Raw genomic sequence first — 15,175 nt, 5'->3', positions numbered from 1 at the left:
CTTGAAACACCGGTGTCGTCCCGAACAAGCCCGGCAACGCGCTAGCGTTGTCGGGCGCCGATCCGGGACCCATACTCCGTGACGTCTATTGTTGAGCCCACTCGATCGGCATGGTGCGCCACCACACCCGCAGCAGCGTATGGGTCCCGGCGCGGAGGCCGGGACGACATGGAGGCGGACGACATGGAGGCGAGAGGGTCTTAGAACAACTTGTTGCGCTGTCAGAGAGCAGCAGGACCAGAGGCGCGATCGCGCCTACGCATGTCCCGCGGCGTTGGACAGCATGCCCGGATCAATGCCGATCTTGCGCAGCGCCAGGTCATATTTGCTGTCGACATTGTCGCCGAAGATCAGGTCCGGGTCGGCGTCGCAATGCAGCCAGCCATTGTCCTGGATCTCTTCCTCGAGCTGGCCGGCGCGCCAGCCGGCATAGCCGAGCGCGAGGATCGCATGCTTCGGACCATTGCCCTTGGCGATCGCCTTGAGGATGTCGATGGTCGTCGTCAGGCAGACGCCGTCGTTGATCTTCAATGTGGCATTGGCGATGAAGTAGTCGCTCGAATGCAGCACGAAGCCGCGGCCGGTGTCGACGGGGCCGCCGCTCAGCACCTTCATGGTCTCGGCGCTGTCGGGCAGGCTGATCTGATTGCCCTTCTCGATGATATTCAGTTGCATCAAGAGCTGCGGAAAATCGATGCTGCCCGCCGGCCGGTTCACCATGATACCCATGGCGCCCTCGGCCGAGTGCGCGCAGAGATAGATCACCGAGCGCTCGAAGCGGGAATCGCCCATCACAGGCATCGCAACCAGCAGCTGGCCATCGAGGTAGCCGCCGTGAGAGGCGTGATCGCCGATCCCCGTTACCTTGCGGCGAATGTCGCCCAGCCTTTTTGCTTCAGGATTCATCCGCGAGGACTCTCATGATCGTTGATATCCTGATATTGGGATGCGCATCTGTCAATCAAGGTTCAGGTCCCCGCGACGAAATCTGCCTCACAAGCAATTCAATGGTTTGCGCCTGAACAGCACTCTAAAGACGTCTCATGTCCGCCTTGGTTCCTCATCACTCCGCCACACTGCTCGTCGCCGCCCTGGTGTCGTCCTGCCTCGTATCCGGCGCACGGGCGCAGGACTCCTCGCCCTGGCAGCGCGACAGCCACTCCGCGATGCGCCTGCTCGCGGGCTCGCGCAGCGGGCCGGTGATGCTGGGCGGCATCGCATTCCAGCTGCAACCGGGATGGAAGACCTATTGGCGTACGCCCGGCGATTCAGGCGTGCCGCCGCGGTTCGACTTTTCCAAGTCGGAGAACGTCGAAGCAGTGACGGTTCTGTGGCCGGCACCGACCAAATTCGACGACGGCGCCGGCGGCCATTCGCTCGGCTATCACGACCAGGTCGTGCTGCCGCTGCGCATCGTCGCCAAGAGCCCGGACAAGCCGATGACCTTGCGCGCCGACATCAGCTACGCGGTCTGCGAGAAGATCTGCATCCCGGTGGAAGCGAAGGCCGAACTCGCCTTCACCAGCGTCGCGAGCACCGAAGACACCGCGCTGTCGGCGGCGCTCGACACGGTGCCGAAGCCGGTCAATGTCGGCGATGCCGGTCCGCTGACGATCCACAGTATCAAGCGCGACGGCAAGAAGGACGTCATCGTCGATGTCGCCGTCGCGGATCCGCACGACGTCCATCTCTATGTCGAGGGGCCGACGCCGGACTGGGCGTTGCCGATCCCGACCGCACGCGACAGCGGCACGCCCGGCATCAAGCGCTTCGCCTTCGAGCTCGACGGCGTGCCGCCGGGCGTCAAGCCTGACGGCGCGGCGCTGAAGCTCACGGTCGTCGGACCGGACAAGGCCTACGAGTTCAACGTCAATCTGCCGTGACGCCCTCACGGATCTCCCGTCCAACCGATTCTTAACGATGCGTTGATAGGAGAGGATCCTCAGCCGCGATCCGCGCGGACGTGGAGCCTCTGCCTTGGCCGTGATCGACGCCCGCAACGACACGACATCGACGCGCCTCGCAGCGCGGCTGAAGGCGCGCCTGGCCGCGCTCGGCGGCACTGGCGAGGCCTCGCTGACGCGGCGGCTCGCCGGCACCATCTTCGTGATCCGCGTGCTCAGCGCCGGCCTTGCTTATCTCAGCCAGATCCTGCTGGCGCGCTGGATGGGCGGCTCGGACTACGGCACCTACGTCTATGTCTGGACCTGGGTGCTGCTGCTCGGCAGCATGCTGGATTTCGGCATCGCGTCGTCGGCGCAGAAGATCATCCCGGACTACCGCACGTCCGGCCGGCAGGCGCTGCTGCGCGGCTTTCTGTCCGGCGGTCGCTGGCTCACGCTGGCGACCTCCACGATCGCCGCGCTGCTGCTCGCCGGCCTGATCGCCCTGCTCTCGCTCTGGATCGATGCGGCCGAGCGCATGCCGCTCTATATCGGCTGTCTCACCTTGCCCGCCTTCGTCGTCGCCAACACCCAGGACGGCATCGCGCGCTCGCACGACTGGATGAGCCTCGGCCTGATGCCGCAATTCATCATCCGCCAGACGCTCATCATCGGCTTCACCGCGGGCGCCTTCGTGCTTGGCTTCGATCTCGGCGCCACCGCCGCGATGGCCGCGAGCGCGGCCGCCGTGTGGATCGCGATGCTCGGCCAGATGCTGGTGCTCAATCGCAGGCTCGATCGTCACATCGAGAACGGACCGAAGCAGTACGATGTCCGAGGCTGGCTCGCGATCTCGCTGCCGATCCTGCTGGTCGAGAGCTTCTATCTGCTGTTGTCCTACACCGACGTGCTGGTGCTGCAGCAGTTCCGCTCGTCCGAAGAGGTCGGCATCTACTTTGCTGTCGTGAAGACGCTGGCGCTGGTGTCGTTCATCCACTACGCGATGTCGGCGACGACGGCGCATCGCTTCGCCGAATATCATGCCCTCGGCGACAAGGCGCGGCTGTCGGCCTATGTCGCCTACGCGATCAAATGGACATTCTGGCCCTCGCTCGCGGCGACGCTCGTGCTGCTTGCGCTCGGCAAACCGCTGCTCTGGCTGTTCGGCGCGCAGTTCACCGCGGGCTACGACATCATGTTCATCGCCGCCATCGGCCTCGTGGTGCGCGCGGCCATCGGCCCGGTGGAGCGGCTCCTGAACATGCTAGGTCAGCAGCGCGCCTGCGCGATGGCCTATGCCGCGGCCTTCGTCATGAACCTCGTGCTGTGCATCCTGCTGGTGCCGCATTTCGGCGGCCATGGCGCCGCCGCCGCGACGTCGCTGTCGCTGGCGTTCGAGACCGTGCTGCTGTTCCGCATCGTCAAGCAGCGGCTCGGACTGCATGTCCTCGCCTTCGGCAAGGCATCGTGAAGGAACCATGGTGACGCATCTGTTGCGTCATCTTGTCCTCGCCTTGACGGAACTGAGAGCAGCGCACGCCGCGAGCCTCCCTCGCGCGGCGATCACGCAAGTGTTGGGTGAAACGCCTTGATATTGGCGCGATCCTCCGGGCACATGATTTGATCGTGCGCTGGGGGAGAATGAGATGTCGAGACTGGGGGTCGCGCTATCGCTGGCCGCAACGTTCATGCTGGCCGGCTGCATGGAAGCGACGCTGTCGCCGACGACCGATGCCGCGCTGACGCCGCGCGATCGCCAGCTGCTGTCCCGCGCGCCCTACGCGGAGGCGCAGATCCCGCAGCAGTTCCAGCGTCACATCGTCGAGTATACCGGGCAGGAACAGCCGGGCACCATCGTCGTCGATACCGATGCGCGACTGCTGTACTACGTCATGCCGGACCGCAAGGCGATCCGCTACGGCGTGGCCGTCGGCGAGGAGGCCATGGCGTTCTCCGGCGTCGCCACCGTCGGCAAGCTTGCGGAATGGCCGGACTGGGTTCCCACAGCCGACATCCAGGCGCGCCTCGGACCGTATCCGAAGCGCGTCGCCGGCGGCCCGGCCAATCCGCTCGGCGCCCGCGCGATCTATCTCTACGAGGGCAACAAGGACACGCTGTACCGCATCCACGGCACCAACCAGCCCGAATATATCGGCCAGGCGATCTCGTCGGGCTGCATCCGCATGACCAACACCGACGTTGCCGATCTCTACAGCCATGTCCAGCTCGGCTCGACCGTCGTCGTGCTGCCGCCGGGCCAGAGCGTCGCGTCGACCAACACCAACATCTTCGCACGCCGGAGCTGATAGCTGGGGCCCCCTGGCCGCCCGCGAGCAGAGACCTGGGCGGCGATCACTGCGCGGCTTGGACGGCCAGATACTCTGGCGGCACGTGGTCGGTCAGCCAGACGCCATTATCGGCGATGAAGAACTTCAGTCCTGCACGATGCATCGCTGCGCTATCGACCTGCAGGACGATCGGTTTGCCGTGCCGGCGCCCGACGTTGGTCGCAGTTGCCACGTCGGCAGACAGATGTACCTGCTGGCGCGACTGCGGCTTCAAGCCTTCCGCCATGATCGCATCGACAAATCGCGTCGCGGTGCCGTGATAGAGCACGGCAGGCGGCTCGCGCGACGTCAGGCCGAGCTCGACGGCCACCGAATGGCCCTGCGCGGCCCGAATGCGCTGCCCATCCTCCGAGACGGTAAAGCGCTTCTTGTCGCTTGTCGCAACCACGTGATCCAGATCCGCGCGACTGAACGCAGTCCCCGCCGCAACGGCGCGCGCGATCAGATCATCAATGACGGCCCAGCCCTGAGAGTCGAGCACGAGGCCGATCGCCTCGGGCTGGTGCCGCAGCACGAGACTGAGGAATTTGCTCAGTCGGACCGGATCGGGAGCCATCGTCGGATCCTAGCCGTAGCGCAGCTTCAGGCCGAGGATCGCCGCGACCAGGCCGAGCGTGATGGCATTGGCGACGACCAGCGGCAGGTCGCTGATCAGCGCGCCGTAGAGCAGCCACATCGAATTGCCGGTGGTCTGCAGCACGAACATGCCCATCGAGATGTCATGGGTCGAGCGCGAGCGCCAGGCCTTGATGACCTGGGGCAGGAACGAGCATGTGGTGCAGGTGGCGGCGCCGAGGCCGATGATCGTGGTCAGCAAGATGAACGTCCGTGCGCTGGTCGTGGAAACGCACGCTTGTAGAATGACGCGCGCCGAAGCGAAACCCGCTTCGGCGCGAAATTGATTCCTTGGCGGCTGGGCGTACGATCTCGGCCCACCCAAGGTCATTCCCCGCGAAGGCGGGGAATCCAGTACGCCGCGGCGTGTCGGTCAGTCACAGCTGCCGGTGATGACTGGATCGCCCGGTCAGGCCGGGCGATGACAGCGGAATGATTGGCGACGGCTTACGCCGCGGTCCAGCCGCCGTCGATCGACAGGTTGGTGCCGGTGATCTGCGCCGCCTCGTCGCTGCACAGGAACAGCGCCAGCGCCGCGACCTGGTCGACGGTGACGAACTCCTTGGTGGGCTGCGCGGCGAGCAGCACGTCGTTGATGACCTGCTCCTTGGTGAGGTTGCGCGCCTTCATCGTGTCCGGGATCTGCTTCTCCACCAGCGGCGTCCAGACATAGCCGGGCGAGATGCAGTTGCAGGTGATCTTGAAGGTCGCGAGCTCGAGCGCCACGGTCTTGGTAAGGCCCGCGATGCCGTGCTTGGCCGACACATAGGCCGACTTGAACGGCGAGGCGACCAGCGAATGCGCGGAGGCCGTGTTGATGATGCGGCCCCAGCCGCGCTTCTTCATGCCGGGCACGGCAGCGTGGATGCCGTAGAATGCCGAGGAGAGATTGATCGCGATGATCTGCTCCCACTTCTCGGGCGGAAAATCCTCGACCGGCGAGACGAACTGGATGCCGGCATTGTTGACGAGAATGTCGACGCCGCCGAAGGTGCTCTCGCCGAGCGCGATCATGCCGGCGATCTCGGCCGGCTTGCTCATGTCCGCCGGCGAATGCACGGCCTTCACCTTGAACTCGCTCTCGATGCCGGCGCGCTCCTTCTCGATGTCGGCGGGCGCGCCGAAGCCGTTCAGCACGATGTTGGCGCCGGCCGCGGCGAAGCCGCGGGCGATCGCGAGACCGATGCCGCTGGTCGAGCCGGTGACCACGGCGGTCTTGCCCTTGAGATTCGTCGTCATGTGCTTCACTCCTTCTTGGCGGCAGCTTCGCTGCCGTCCTGCGTGAGATCGTAGGTGACCATGGTCTCGCCGGACTGCGGCCGCTCCAGCCAGTCCTTGTGGCTCATCGACTGGTGCACGTCGCGCACGCCCGCCTCCCAATGCTCGACCATCGCGACGTGGGAGAAGTCGTAGTCCTTCGATGACGTCTCGTAGTTCTTGCTGCGGTAGATCAGGTGCACCACCGTCACGGTGTTCTCCTGCGCTGCCTTGCACAGGATCTCCAGCGACGGATCGTTGCGCAGCTCGTCCGGCAGCTTGGCGTAGAGCTCGCGGAACGCCTTGCGCGTGTTGTGGATCATCCGGTTCTTGTCGGTGTTCATCCGCGTCCGGCTGGAATAGCGGATGTCCTTCTCGCGCTCGGCCGCCTCCAGCAAAGTCCGCGGCAGGTCGCCGCGCGCGGAGAACAGGTCGACCTGGAAGATCAGCAGGTCTCGGTCGGTCTCGGTGTCGAGCACGTAGTCGAGCGGCGTGTTGGAGGCGATGCCGCCGTCCCAATAATGCTCTCCGTCGATCTCGACCGGCGGAAAGCCCGGCGGCAGCGCGCCGGAAGCCATGATGTGCTCGGGGCCGATGCGCTTGCCCTGCCGCTTGAATTCGACATTGTCGAAATAGGTGAAGTTGCCGGTGGTGACGCCGACGGCGCCGACCGACAACCGCGTCTTGAGATCGTTGATGCGGTCGAAATCGACCAACCGTTCCAGCGTGCGCTTGAGCGGCGCCGTGTCATAGTAGCTGACGGATTGCAGGCTGCCGGCGGGCCACAGCGGCGCCGGCGGAAAACGCGGCGTGAAGAAGCCGGGAACGCCGAACGCCGCGATCAGCGCAGCGCTGGCCTCGTTGAACGCCGAGCGGTGATGGTCGCCATCGAGCAGCGGCTTCCACGGCACCGGCGAGGACACCATCTCCCAGAATTCCTTCAGCCGGCCGACGCGCTTGTCGCGGTCGTTGCCGGCGATGATCGCGGCGTTGATGGCGCCGATCGAGATGCCGGCGACCCACTCCGGCTCGAAGTCGAAGTGACACAGCGCCTGGTAGGCGCCGGCCTGGTAGGAGCCGAGCGCGCCGCCGCCCTGCAGGACGAGGACACGTTGCGACTGGGTGGGGGTTGCCGGCTGCGGGGGAAATGGATGTTGCGTCATTACGGCGGTCATTAGCAAAGCATGGCGCCACCGTGGCGTCACTTCGCGGTGACGTCAATCCGTCCCGCGAGGCGCGCGCAATCCGCTGCGTAAGACGGCAGCAACCGTGCTCGTCAGGACGGCTTTTTACCGTCGGGCGCAGCCAGGATCATGGTCCAGAAGACCTTGTACTTGGTATTCGGGGCATAGCTCGCGGCGATGCCTATTTTTGTGACACCGGTCTTCAGCATGTTGGCCCGATGCGGCGGCGAGTCGCGCCAGCCCGAGAAAGCTTCCGCCAGCGTATGATACCCGGCCGATACGTTCTCGACGGCCACCGTCGCATCGTAGCCTGCGCCGTTCAGGCGCTTGGCCAGCGGCGCGCGCACGTCGTGATCCAGCTTGTTCTTGTCGGCCATCGCATTGGACTGCGATTCCGCGAGCCGCATCAGCTCGGGATCGACCTCGACCATGCCGAGCCCGTTGTTCTGGCGGTATTGCGAGATCATCGTCGCGGCAGCGACGGCATCGAGCTTCGCGCCCGCGACCGCCATGTCGGCATACATGGTCGGCGCCTGCACGACGGGCGCCTCCGCCGCGCAACCAGCGAGCAGGAATGCGATGGAGAAAGCGAGTGCCCGATGCTTCAATGAACCAGTCCCTTTGCCGAGAAGAGAGGCGGGTTGTTGCACATCAACCGTGGCTGAAAGGTGAATCGACGGTAAGTTCCATCCGCGCAATTGCAGCCATTTCGGCCGGCAACGGTTCGTTCACCATAACGTCGACGAGGTCAAGCCACCGACGGGGCCATACATTCGGTGTCGTCCCGGCCTTGAGCCGGGACCCATACTCCGCGGCGGCTGTGGCGAGACGCGATGCCGCACCAGCACGACCCAATCAGACTTCACGGAGTATGGATCCCGGATCGGCGCCCAGCAACGCTGCGCGTTGCCGGGCTTGTCCGGGACGACACCATTTTCCGGGTGCAAGGCCTGGGACTAACTATCTGTCATGCAGGTCCAAGTAAGACCCACCTACCCGCCGGCGAAGATCCGATAGTGCCGCGGCTTCAGCCCGACCCGGTCGCCGATGCGGAGGTCGCGGTCGCGGGGGGCGTCGATCTCGATGGTGGAGCCTTCGGTCAGCGCGATCTCGGCGCGCTGTACCGGGCCGAAGCTGCGGACGTGGGTGACGGCGCCATGCAGCGTGCCGCTGTCGGCGGGTCCGACCAGCATGTCGTGACGGCGCACGAACAGGGTCGACGCACCGGGAGCCACGCCCTCGGCGACGATATCCAGCGGCCGGCCGTTGAGATGCACGGCGCCGCCGGTGACTTCCACCGGCAGCATGATCGACTCGCCGATGAAGCCGTGCACGAAGGCGGTCGCCGGACTGTCATAGACGTCGCCGGGCGAGCCGACCTGCTCGATGCGGCCCTTGTCCATGACGACGACGCGATGCGCGACCTCGAGCGCCTCCTCCTGGTCATGCGTGACGAAGATCGAGGTGACGTTGATCGAATGATGCAAGGTGCGCAGCCATTGCCGGAGCTCCTTGCGCACCTTGGCGTCGAGCGCACCGAACGGCTCGTCGAGCAGCAGGATGCGCGGCTCGATGGCCAGCGCGCGCGCGAGCGCGATGCGCTGGCGCTGGCCGCCGGAGAGCTGGCTCGGATAGCGGTCGGCGAGCCAGTCGAGCTGCACGAGGTCGAGCAGCTCCTTCACACGCGCGCGGATCTGCGCCTCGCTCTTGCGGATGCGGCGGGGCTGCACGCGCAGGCCGAAGGCGACGTTCTCGAACACGCTCATGTGCCGGAACAGCGCGTAGTGCTGGAACACGAATCCGACATGGCGCTCGCGCGCGCCGCGGTCGAGCGCGTTCTCGCCGTCGAACAGGATCTCGCCGGCATCGGGCCATTCCAGCCCGGCAATGATGCGCAACAGCGTCGTCTTGCCGGAGCCGGATGGACCGAGCAGCGCCAGCAGCTCGCCATTGGCGACCTTGAGGTCGACGCCGTCGAGCGCCTTGAACGCGCCGAAGGTCTTGACGACGCCCCTTGCTTCAATCGTCATGAGGCATGTCCCCGTCGATGTTGCGTTCGAGAATGGTCTTGGCGATCAGCGTGATCAGCGCGAGCATGGCGAGCAGCGAGGCGATCGCGAACGAGGCCACCATCTGGTACTCGTTGTAGAGAATCTCGACCAGCAGCGGCATCGTGTTGGTCTCGCCGCGAACGTGGCCTGAGACCACCGACACTGCGCCGAACTCACCCATCGCGCGCGCGTTGCACAGCAGGACGCCGTACAGCACGCCCCATTTGATATTGGGAAGCGTGACGCGGAAGAAGGTCTGCAATCCGGAGGCGCCGAGCGAGATCGCCGCCTCCTCCTCCTGCGTGCCCTGCTCCTGCATCAGCGGGATCAGCGCGCGCGCCACGAACGGGAAGGTCACGAAGATCGTGGCCAGCGCGATCCCGGGGAAGGCGAACAGGATCTGCAGATCGTGCGCCTGCAGCCAGGGCCCGAAGAAGCCCTGCGCGCCGAACAGCAGCACGAAGACGAGGCCCGAGATCACCGGGCTGACCGAGAACGGCAGGTCGATCAGCGTGATCAGGAAGGTCTTGCCGGGGAAGTCGAATTTGGCGATCGCCCAGGCGGCGGCGAGGCCGAATACCAGGTTGGTGCCGACCGACACGGCCGCGACGCCGAGCGTGAGGCGGATGGCGGACCACGCCTCGGGATCGGCCAGCGCGGAGAAATAGGCCGCGATGCCCTTGCCGAACGCCTCGACGAACACCACCACCAGCGGCAGCACGACGAAAATCGAGAGGAAGCCGACCGCGAGCGTGATGATGGCGTAGCGGACGACCGTCGGCTCGGCGCGCGGATCGCGTCGGGCGGCGCTCTCGGCCAGGCTGCGCGCCGAAGTGTCCGGCGTCCGTTGCAGGGTCATCTCGATGCTCATGTCGCGGCCTCAGGTGGACGCCTGGGCCTGGGCCCAGCGCTGCAGGCGATTCACCGCGAAGATGATCACGAATGCCACCACGAGCATCACCACCGCAATGGCGGTGGCATCGGCATAGCGGAACTCGGACAGGCGGATCACGATCAGGAGGGGGGCAATCTCGGACACATTCGGGAGATTGCCAGCGATGAAGATCACCGAGCCGTATTCGCCGACGGCCCGCGCAAAGGCGAGCGCGAAGCCCGTGAGCAGCGCCGGCGTCAGGCTCGGCAGGATCACCTTGGTGACGATGTGCCAGCGGCTGGCGCCGAGGCTGGCGGCCGCCTCCTCGATCTCCGGATCGAGGTCGATCAGCACCGGCTGCACGGTCCGGACGACGAACGGGATGCCGATGAAGATCATCGCGATGAAGATGCCGAGCGGCGTGAACGCCACCTTGATGCCGGCAGCGGCCAGCGGCGCGCCGAGCCAGCCCTTCTGCGCGAACAATGCCGTCAGCGCCACGCCCGCCACCGCCGTCGGCAGCGCGAAAGGCACGTCGACGATGGCGTCAAACAAACGGCGGCCCGGGAAACGGTAGCGCACCAGCGCCCAGACCACGATCGTGCCCATCACCAGGTTGACGCAGGCCGCGGCGAAGGACAGTCCGAACGAGATCTTGAGCGCGCTCAAGGTACGCCGGCTGGTGACGATATCCCAGAACTGCACCAGGCTGAGATCCGTCGAGCGGACGAACAGCCCGGCCAGGGGAATGAGGACGATCAGGGACAGCCAGGTCAGCGTCAGTCCCATGGTGAGACCGAAGCCCGGCAAGGTGCTGCGTCGGGGTGCAAGTACGCTCAAGAAGCCACCTGGCTCATTCCGATGTCCCTATTCCCTGCCGGATCATCAGTTCTTGTAGATCTGGTCGAACACGCCACCTTCGCCGAAGTGATCCTTCTGCGCCTTGGTCCAGCCGCCGAACACGTCGTCGATCGTGAACAATTCGACCTTGGCGAACGACTCGGCGTATGTCTTGGCCACCTCAGGATCGCGCGGACGATAAAAGTTGCGTGCGGCGATTTCCTGGCCTTCCTTCGTATACCAGTACTTCAGATAGGCTTCAGCCGCAGCCTGCGTGCCCTTCTTGGCCACGACCTTGTCCACGACGGCAACTGGCGGTTCTGCCAGGATCGAGAGCGACGGCGAGATGATCTCGAACTTTTCCTTACCGAACTCTTTCAATGCCAGGTAGGCCTCGTTCTCCCAGGCCAGCAGCACGTCGCCGACGCCGCGTTCCACGAAGGTGACGGTCGCGCCGCGAGCGCCGGTGTCGAGCACAGGAACGTGCTTATAGAGATCGGCGACGAACTGCTTGGCCTTGTCGGCCGAACCAGTCTTCTTCAGCGCATAGCCCCAGGCGGCGAGATAGTTCCAGCGGGCGCCGCCGGAGGTCTTCGGGTTCGGCGTGATGACGTCGACGCCCGATTTGAGCAGGTCGTCCCAGTCCTTGATGCCCTTCGGGTTGCCCTTGCGCACCAGGAACACGATCGTCGAGGTGTAGGGCGAGGCGTTCTGCGGCAAACGCTTCTGCCACTCCTTGTCGAGCAGACCCTTGCCCGCGATGGCGTCGATGTCATAGGCCAGCGCCAGGGTGACCACGTCGGCCTGCAGGCCGTCGATCACGCTCCGCGCCTGCGCGCCCGAGCCGCCATGCGACTGCTTGATCTCGACGCTCTTGCCGGTGTCCTTCTGGTAGCTCGCCGCGAACGCCTTGTTGAACTCGACATAGAGTTCGCGGGTCGGATCGTAGGACACGTTGAGCAGATTCACGTCGGCAGCAACGGCCGACCCCGCCCACGCCAGACCCGCGACCACAGCCAGAACACGCCGCATCATCGAAGCTCTCCATTTCCAGGCCTGCAATGTTGCAGGCGCGCACGTCAGATCGCCGGATGTGCACGTCAGAGTCAACGGAACCGGATTTTCTTGTTCCCGGCCGGACATCAGCATTTTGCTACGATGCGCTCGGCACTGGCATGGCTATTCTTTGCCGCGACAGAATGTCGTCTTCGCCGGCGAACAGCCGACAATGGTTCCAACTAAACTGCCGAGGTCGCGACGGTGTGGATGCCGCATTCCGTCTTGTCACGGCCACGCCACCGTCCGGCGCGCTCGCCCTCGCTTGTATCCGAGCGACTCGTGCAGGGCATGCAACCGATCGAGCGGAATCCGGAAGCGACCAGCGGATGCTGCGGCAAATTGGCCGAGCGATAGATCGCCGCGATGTCCTCGCGGCTGACATTGGCGAACGGGTTGAACTTCACCCGCGCACCGTCCTGCTCGACGACGGGAATCGCGGCGCGCAGGCCGCCCTGGAAGCGCTTCCGGCCATTGATCCAGGCGGTGAAGGGCGCGAGCGCCCGCGCCAGCGGCTCCACTTTCCGAATGCGGCAGCAGGCGTCGGGATCGGAGAACCAGAGGTCGTTGTCGGCATCCTCGCGCGCCAGCGCCGCGGCATCCGGCTTGATCGAGCGCACGTCGCGCAGGCCGAGACTCTCGATCAGTTGGTCGCGATAGGCCAAAGTCTCCGCGAACATGTGCCCGGTATCGAGAAACACGACTGGGATTGACGGATCGACATCGGCGGTCACTTTCAGCAAGGCCGCCGACTCAGAGCCGAACGACGACACCACCGCGAGCCGCTCGCGGCCGATCGCCTGCAGCGCGGCGGCGATGACCTCGTGCGGCGTCGCGTTGCGCAGCGCGGCGTCGAGCGCCGCGACCGGCGCCTCCGCGACCTCAGTGGATGCAGCCAAATTGCTCACAGCCCGGCACTCTCCGAATGGCGCAGCTGCAGGCGCTGATGCAGCGCCGAGATGCGGCCGTCGCCGGCGGGCTGGTAGAACACCGAATAGCGCTTCACGGTCTCGGTGAAGGCCTCGGCGTCGGCCTGCTTCTTGACCTCGAACGCATCGAAGCCGGCGCGCAGCATGAACACGAACTGATCGCGCAGCACCTGTCCGGTCGCGCGCAGCTCGCCGCGATAGCCGTAGCGCTCGCGCAGCAGCCTGGCCTGGGTATAGGCGCGGCCATCGCGAAAACTCGGGAACACCAGCGCGACCAGCGCGAGCCGGTCGAGATAGGGCACGAGATCGTCGACGTCGCGGTTGTTCGGCCAGATCACGCCGAGCTTGCCACCGGCGCGGCCGACCAGCGCATCGGGTCCGGCGAGGAAGCGCGTCTCGGAGACGAGGATCGCGCCTTGCGCCGGCAGCTCGGCATCGTCGGTGACGCGGACGTACTCGTCCGCAATGATGTGTCCGCCCTTAACGAGTGGCATAAACCCGCTCCCTGAATGGTTCGACCCCGAGCCGCTTCACCGTGTCGACGAACAGCTCTTCGGGACGCGCGCGCAGCGCAAGATAGGCTTCGACGATGTCCTCGACGACATCGGCCACTTCGGCATAGGGCACCGCGGGGCCGATCAGGGTGCCGAGCTCGGCGCCCTCGTCGGCGCGGCCGCCGATCGTGATCTGGTAGAATTCCTCGTTGTTCTTCTCGACGCCGAGGATGCCGATATGGCCGACATGATGATGGCCGCAGGCATTGATGCAACCGGAGATGTTGATGTGCAGCCGGCCGATCAAATTCGCCGTGTCGTGGTTGGCGAAGCGGCGCGTGATCTCCTGCGCGATCGGGATCGAGCGCGCATTGGCCAGCGAGCAGTAGTCGAGCCCCGGGCAGGCGATGATGTCGGAGACGAGGTTGACATTGGGGATGGCGAGCCCGATCGCCTCGAGCGCCTTCCACACCGCCGGCAGGTCGCGCTTCTTGACATGCGGAAGCGCCAGGTTCTGCTCATGGCCGACGCGGATTTCTCCGAACGAGTACTTGTCGGCGATGTCGGCGAGCGCATCCATCTGGTCGGCGGTCGCATCGCCCGGCGGCTTTCCGACCGGCTTCAGCGACACCACGGCGATCGCGTAACCCTGCTGCTTGTGCGGGAACACCGAGTTCTTGCGCCACGCCTCGAACTTCGGATCGTGCGCGGCCTGCTTGAGCTCGTCCGGCATCGCCGGCTGCGTCTCATAGGCCGGATAGAAGAAGCGCGAGCGGATATCCTCGACGATGCCCTCGTCCAGCTTGAGCACGCCCTCGCGGATCTGCTGCCACTCCTCCTCGACCTCGGCCGCGAACTTCTCGATGCCGAGCTCGTGGACCAGGATCTTGATGCGCGCCTTGTAGATGTTGTCGCGGCGGCCGTACTGATTGTAGACGCGCAGGATCGCCTCGACATAGCTCAGGATGTCGTGGCCGTGGACGAACGGCTTGATGGTCTTGGCGATGAACGGCGAGCGGCCCAGGCCGCCGCCGACCAGCACCTCGAAGCCGGTCTCGCCTTGCTCGTTCTTCAACAGACGCAGGCCGATGTCGTGGATCTTGATCGCGGCGCGATCGTGCTCCGAGGCCGTGATCGCGATCTTGAACTTGCGCGGCAGGAACGAGAATTCCGGGTGAAGCGTCGTGAACTGGCGCAGCAGCTCGGCCCAGATGCGGGGGTCCTCGACCTCGCCGGGCGCCACGCCGGCCCACTGGTCGGCGGTGACGTTGCGCATGTTGTTGCCGGAGGTCTGCATCGACTGGATGCCGACTTCGGCCAGATCAGCCATCGCATCCGGCAGCTCGGCGAGCTTGATCCAGTTGAACTGGATGTTCTGCCGGGTCGTGAAGTGGCCGTAGCCGCGATCGTAGCGGCGCGCGACATGCGCCAGCCGGCGCAACTGGTTCGACGCCAGCGTGCCGTAGGGAATCGCGATGCGGTACATGTAGGCGTGCAGCTGTAGATACACGCCGTTCTGCAGCCGCAGCATCTTGAACTCATCCTCGGACAGTTCGCCCGAGAGCCGGCGCTTCACCTGGTCGCGGAATTCGGCGACGCGCTCGTTGACCAGGGTACGGTCGATGTCATCATAAGCGTACATGA

General features: G+C 65.3%; 16 protein-coding genes. 3 read left to right on the top strand and 13 right to left on the bottom strand.

Annotation, left to right across the window (positions count from 1 at the left end; genetic code table 11):
- Nucleotides 1–255: 255 nt before the first annotated feature.
- Nucleotides 256–906, bottom strand: a complete 651-nt coding sequence (locus NLR35_RS10000) for a YqgE/AlgH family protein (RefSeq protein ID WP_257166390.1) — start codon at nt 904–906, stop codon at nt 256–258.
- A gap of 137 nt (nt 907–1,043) precedes the next feature.
- Between NLR35_RS10000 and NLR35_RS09995 the strand changes: the two genes are divergently transcribed.
- The 3 genes from NLR35_RS09995 (at nt 1,044) to NLR35_RS09985 (ending at nt 4,189) form a co-directional block, all read left to right on the top strand.
- Entirely contained in the window at nt 1,044–1,883 is an 840-nt protein-coding gene (locus tag NLR35_RS09995; RefSeq protein WP_257166389.1) for a protein-disulfide reductase DsbD domain-containing protein, read from the top strand.
- A 94-nt stretch (nt 1,884–1,977) separates the two neighbouring features.
- Nucleotides 1,978–3,354, top strand: coding sequence for a lipopolysaccharide biosynthesis protein (locus tag NLR35_RS09990; protein WP_257166388.1), 1,377 nt, complete (start codon nt 1,978–1,980; stop codon nt 3,352–3,354).
- A gap of 175 nt (nt 3,355–3,529) precedes the next feature.
- Complete coding sequence (locus NLR35_RS09985) at nt 3,530–4,189, top strand: L,D-transpeptidase (protein WP_257166387.1); 660 nt, start codon at nt 3,530–3,532, stop codon at nt 4,187–4,189.
- A gap of 46 nt (nt 4,190–4,235) precedes the next feature.
- Here the strand turns inward: NLR35_RS09985 and NLR35_RS09980 are convergent, their stop codons facing one another.
- The 12 genes from NLR35_RS09980 to NLR35_RS09925 form a co-directional block, all read right to left on the bottom strand.
- The gene (locus NLR35_RS09980) at nt 4,236–4,787 is read right to left on the bottom strand and encodes an RNA 2'-phosphotransferase (protein WP_257166386.1); all 552 of its coding nucleotides are present in this window, start codon (nt 4,785–4,787) and stop codon (nt 4,236–4,238) included.
- 9 nt (nt 4,788–4,796) lie between these two features.
- A complete protein-coding gene (locus NLR35_RS09975) occupies nt 4,797–5,048 on the bottom strand; it encodes a SemiSWEET transporter (protein ID WP_006614646.1) in 252 nt (83 codons plus the stop codon).
- Between the two features lie 245 nt (nt 5,049–5,293).
- Nucleotides 5,294–6,085: a 3-hydroxybutyrate dehydrogenase gene (locus NLR35_RS09970; RefSeq protein WP_257166385.1), complete on the bottom strand. Its 792-nt coding sequence runs from the start codon at nt 6,083–6,085 to the stop codon at nt 5,294–5,296.
- Nucleotides 6,086–6,090: 5 nt separating this feature from the next.
- Nucleotides 6,091–7,266, bottom strand: coding sequence for a patatin-like phospholipase family protein (locus NLR35_RS09965; RefSeq protein WP_257166384.1), 1,176 nt, complete (start codon nt 7,264–7,266; stop codon nt 6,091–6,093).
- A gap of 113 nt (nt 7,267–7,379) precedes the next feature.
- Nucleotides 7,380–7,895, bottom strand: coding sequence for a CAP domain-containing protein (locus NLR35_RS09960; protein WP_257166537.1), 516 nt, complete (start codon nt 7,893–7,895; stop codon nt 7,380–7,382).
- Between the two features lie 384 nt (nt 7,896–8,279).
- Nucleotides 8,280–9,317, bottom strand: a complete 1,038-nt coding sequence (locus NLR35_RS09955) for a sulfate/molybdate ABC transporter ATP-binding protein (RefSeq protein WP_257166383.1) — start codon at nt 9,315–9,317, stop codon at nt 8,280–8,282.
- Nucleotides 9,307–10,209, bottom strand: coding sequence for a sulfate ABC transporter permease subunit CysW (gene cysW, locus NLR35_RS09950; protein WP_257166382.1), 903 nt, complete (start codon nt 10,207–10,209; stop codon nt 9,307–9,309). The genes NLR35_RS09955 and cysW overlap by 11 nt, the downstream gene beginning before the upstream one ends.
- Nucleotides 10,210–10,218: 9 nt before the next feature.
- Entirely contained in the window at nt 10,219–11,052 is an 834-nt protein-coding gene (gene cysT, locus NLR35_RS09945) for a sulfate ABC transporter permease subunit CysT (protein ID WP_257166381.1), read from the bottom strand.
- Between the two features lie 45 nt (nt 11,053–11,097).
- Entirely contained in the window at nt 11,098–12,087 is a 990-nt protein-coding gene (locus NLR35_RS09940; RefSeq protein ID WP_257166380.1) for a sulfate ABC transporter substrate-binding protein, read from the bottom strand.
- A gap of 203 nt (nt 12,088–12,290) precedes the next feature.
- Nucleotides 12,291–13,016: a phosphoadenylyl-sulfate reductase gene (locus NLR35_RS09935; RefSeq protein WP_257166379.1), complete on the bottom strand. Its 726-nt coding sequence runs from the start codon at nt 13,014–13,016 to the stop codon at nt 12,291–12,293.
- Nucleotides 13,013–13,531 (bottom strand): DUF934 domain-containing protein, encoded by a 519-nt coding sequence (locus NLR35_RS09930; protein WP_257166378.1) that lies wholly within the window; start codon nt 13,529–13,531, stop codon nt 13,013–13,015. Before NLR35_RS09930 ends, NLR35_RS09935 begins: the two co-directional genes overlap by 4 nt.
- Complete coding sequence (locus tag NLR35_RS09925) at nt 13,518–15,173, bottom strand: nitrite/sulfite reductase (RefSeq protein ID WP_257166377.1); 1,656 nt, start codon at nt 15,171–15,173, stop codon at nt 13,518–13,520. The genes NLR35_RS09930 and NLR35_RS09925 overlap by 14 nt, the downstream gene beginning before the upstream one ends.
- Between the last annotated feature and the right edge of the window lie 2 nt (nt 15,174–15,175).

This window comes from Bradyrhizobium sp. SRS-191, assembly GCF_024586915.1.
GTDB lineage: Bacteria > Pseudomonadota > Alphaproteobacteria > Rhizobiales > Xanthobacteraceae > Bradyrhizobium.
Note: the sequence above shows the minus strand (reverse complement) of the source record. Positions and strands in the feature narration are given on the sequence as shown.

What these genes read in the sequence shown, in the direction of transcription:
- NLR35_RS09940 (WP_257166380.1), bottom strand. Translation starts at nt 12,087, where the DNA reads ATGATGCGGCGTGTTCTGGCTGTGGTCGCGGGTCTGGCGTGGGCGGGG.
- NLR35_RS09930 (WP_257166378.1), bottom strand. Translation starts at nt 13,531, where the DNA reads ATGCCACTCGTTAAGGGCGGACACATCATTGCGGACGAGTACGTCCGC.
- NLR35_RS09965 (WP_257166384.1), bottom strand. Translation starts at nt 7,266, where the DNA reads ATGACGCAACATCCATTTCCCCCGCAGCCGGCAACCCCCACCCAGTCG.
- NLR35_RS09980 (WP_257166386.1), bottom strand. Translation starts at nt 4,787, where the DNA reads ATGGCTCCCGATCCGGTCCGACTGAGCAAATTCCTCAGTCTCGTGCTG.
- NLR35_RS09995 (WP_257166389.1), top strand. Translation starts at nt 1,044, where the DNA reads ATGTCCGCCTTGGTTCCTCATCACTCCGCCACACTGCTCGTCGCCGCC.
- NLR35_RS09985 (WP_257166387.1), top strand. Translation starts at nt 3,530, where the DNA reads ATGTCGAGACTGGGGGTCGCGCTATCGCTGGCCGCAACGTTCATGCTG.
- cysW (WP_257166382.1), bottom strand. Translation starts at nt 10,209, where the DNA reads ATGAGCATCGAGATGACCCTGCAACGGACGCCGGACACTTCGGCGCGC.
- NLR35_RS09970 (WP_257166385.1), bottom strand. Translation starts at nt 6,085, where the DNA reads ATGACGACGAATCTCAAGGGCAAGACCGCCGTGGTCACCGGCTCGACC.
- NLR35_RS10000 (WP_257166390.1), bottom strand. Translation starts at nt 906, where the DNA reads ATGAATCCTGAAGCAAAAAGGCTGGGCGACATTCGCCGCAAGGTAACG.
- NLR35_RS09925 (WP_257166377.1), bottom strand. Translation starts at nt 15,173, where the DNA reads ATGTACGCTTATGATGACATCGACCGTACCCTGGTCAACGAGCGCGTC.
- NLR35_RS09955 (WP_257166383.1), bottom strand. Translation starts at nt 9,317, where the DNA reads ATGACGATTGAAGCAAGGGGCGTCGTCAAGACCTTCGGCGCGTTCAAG.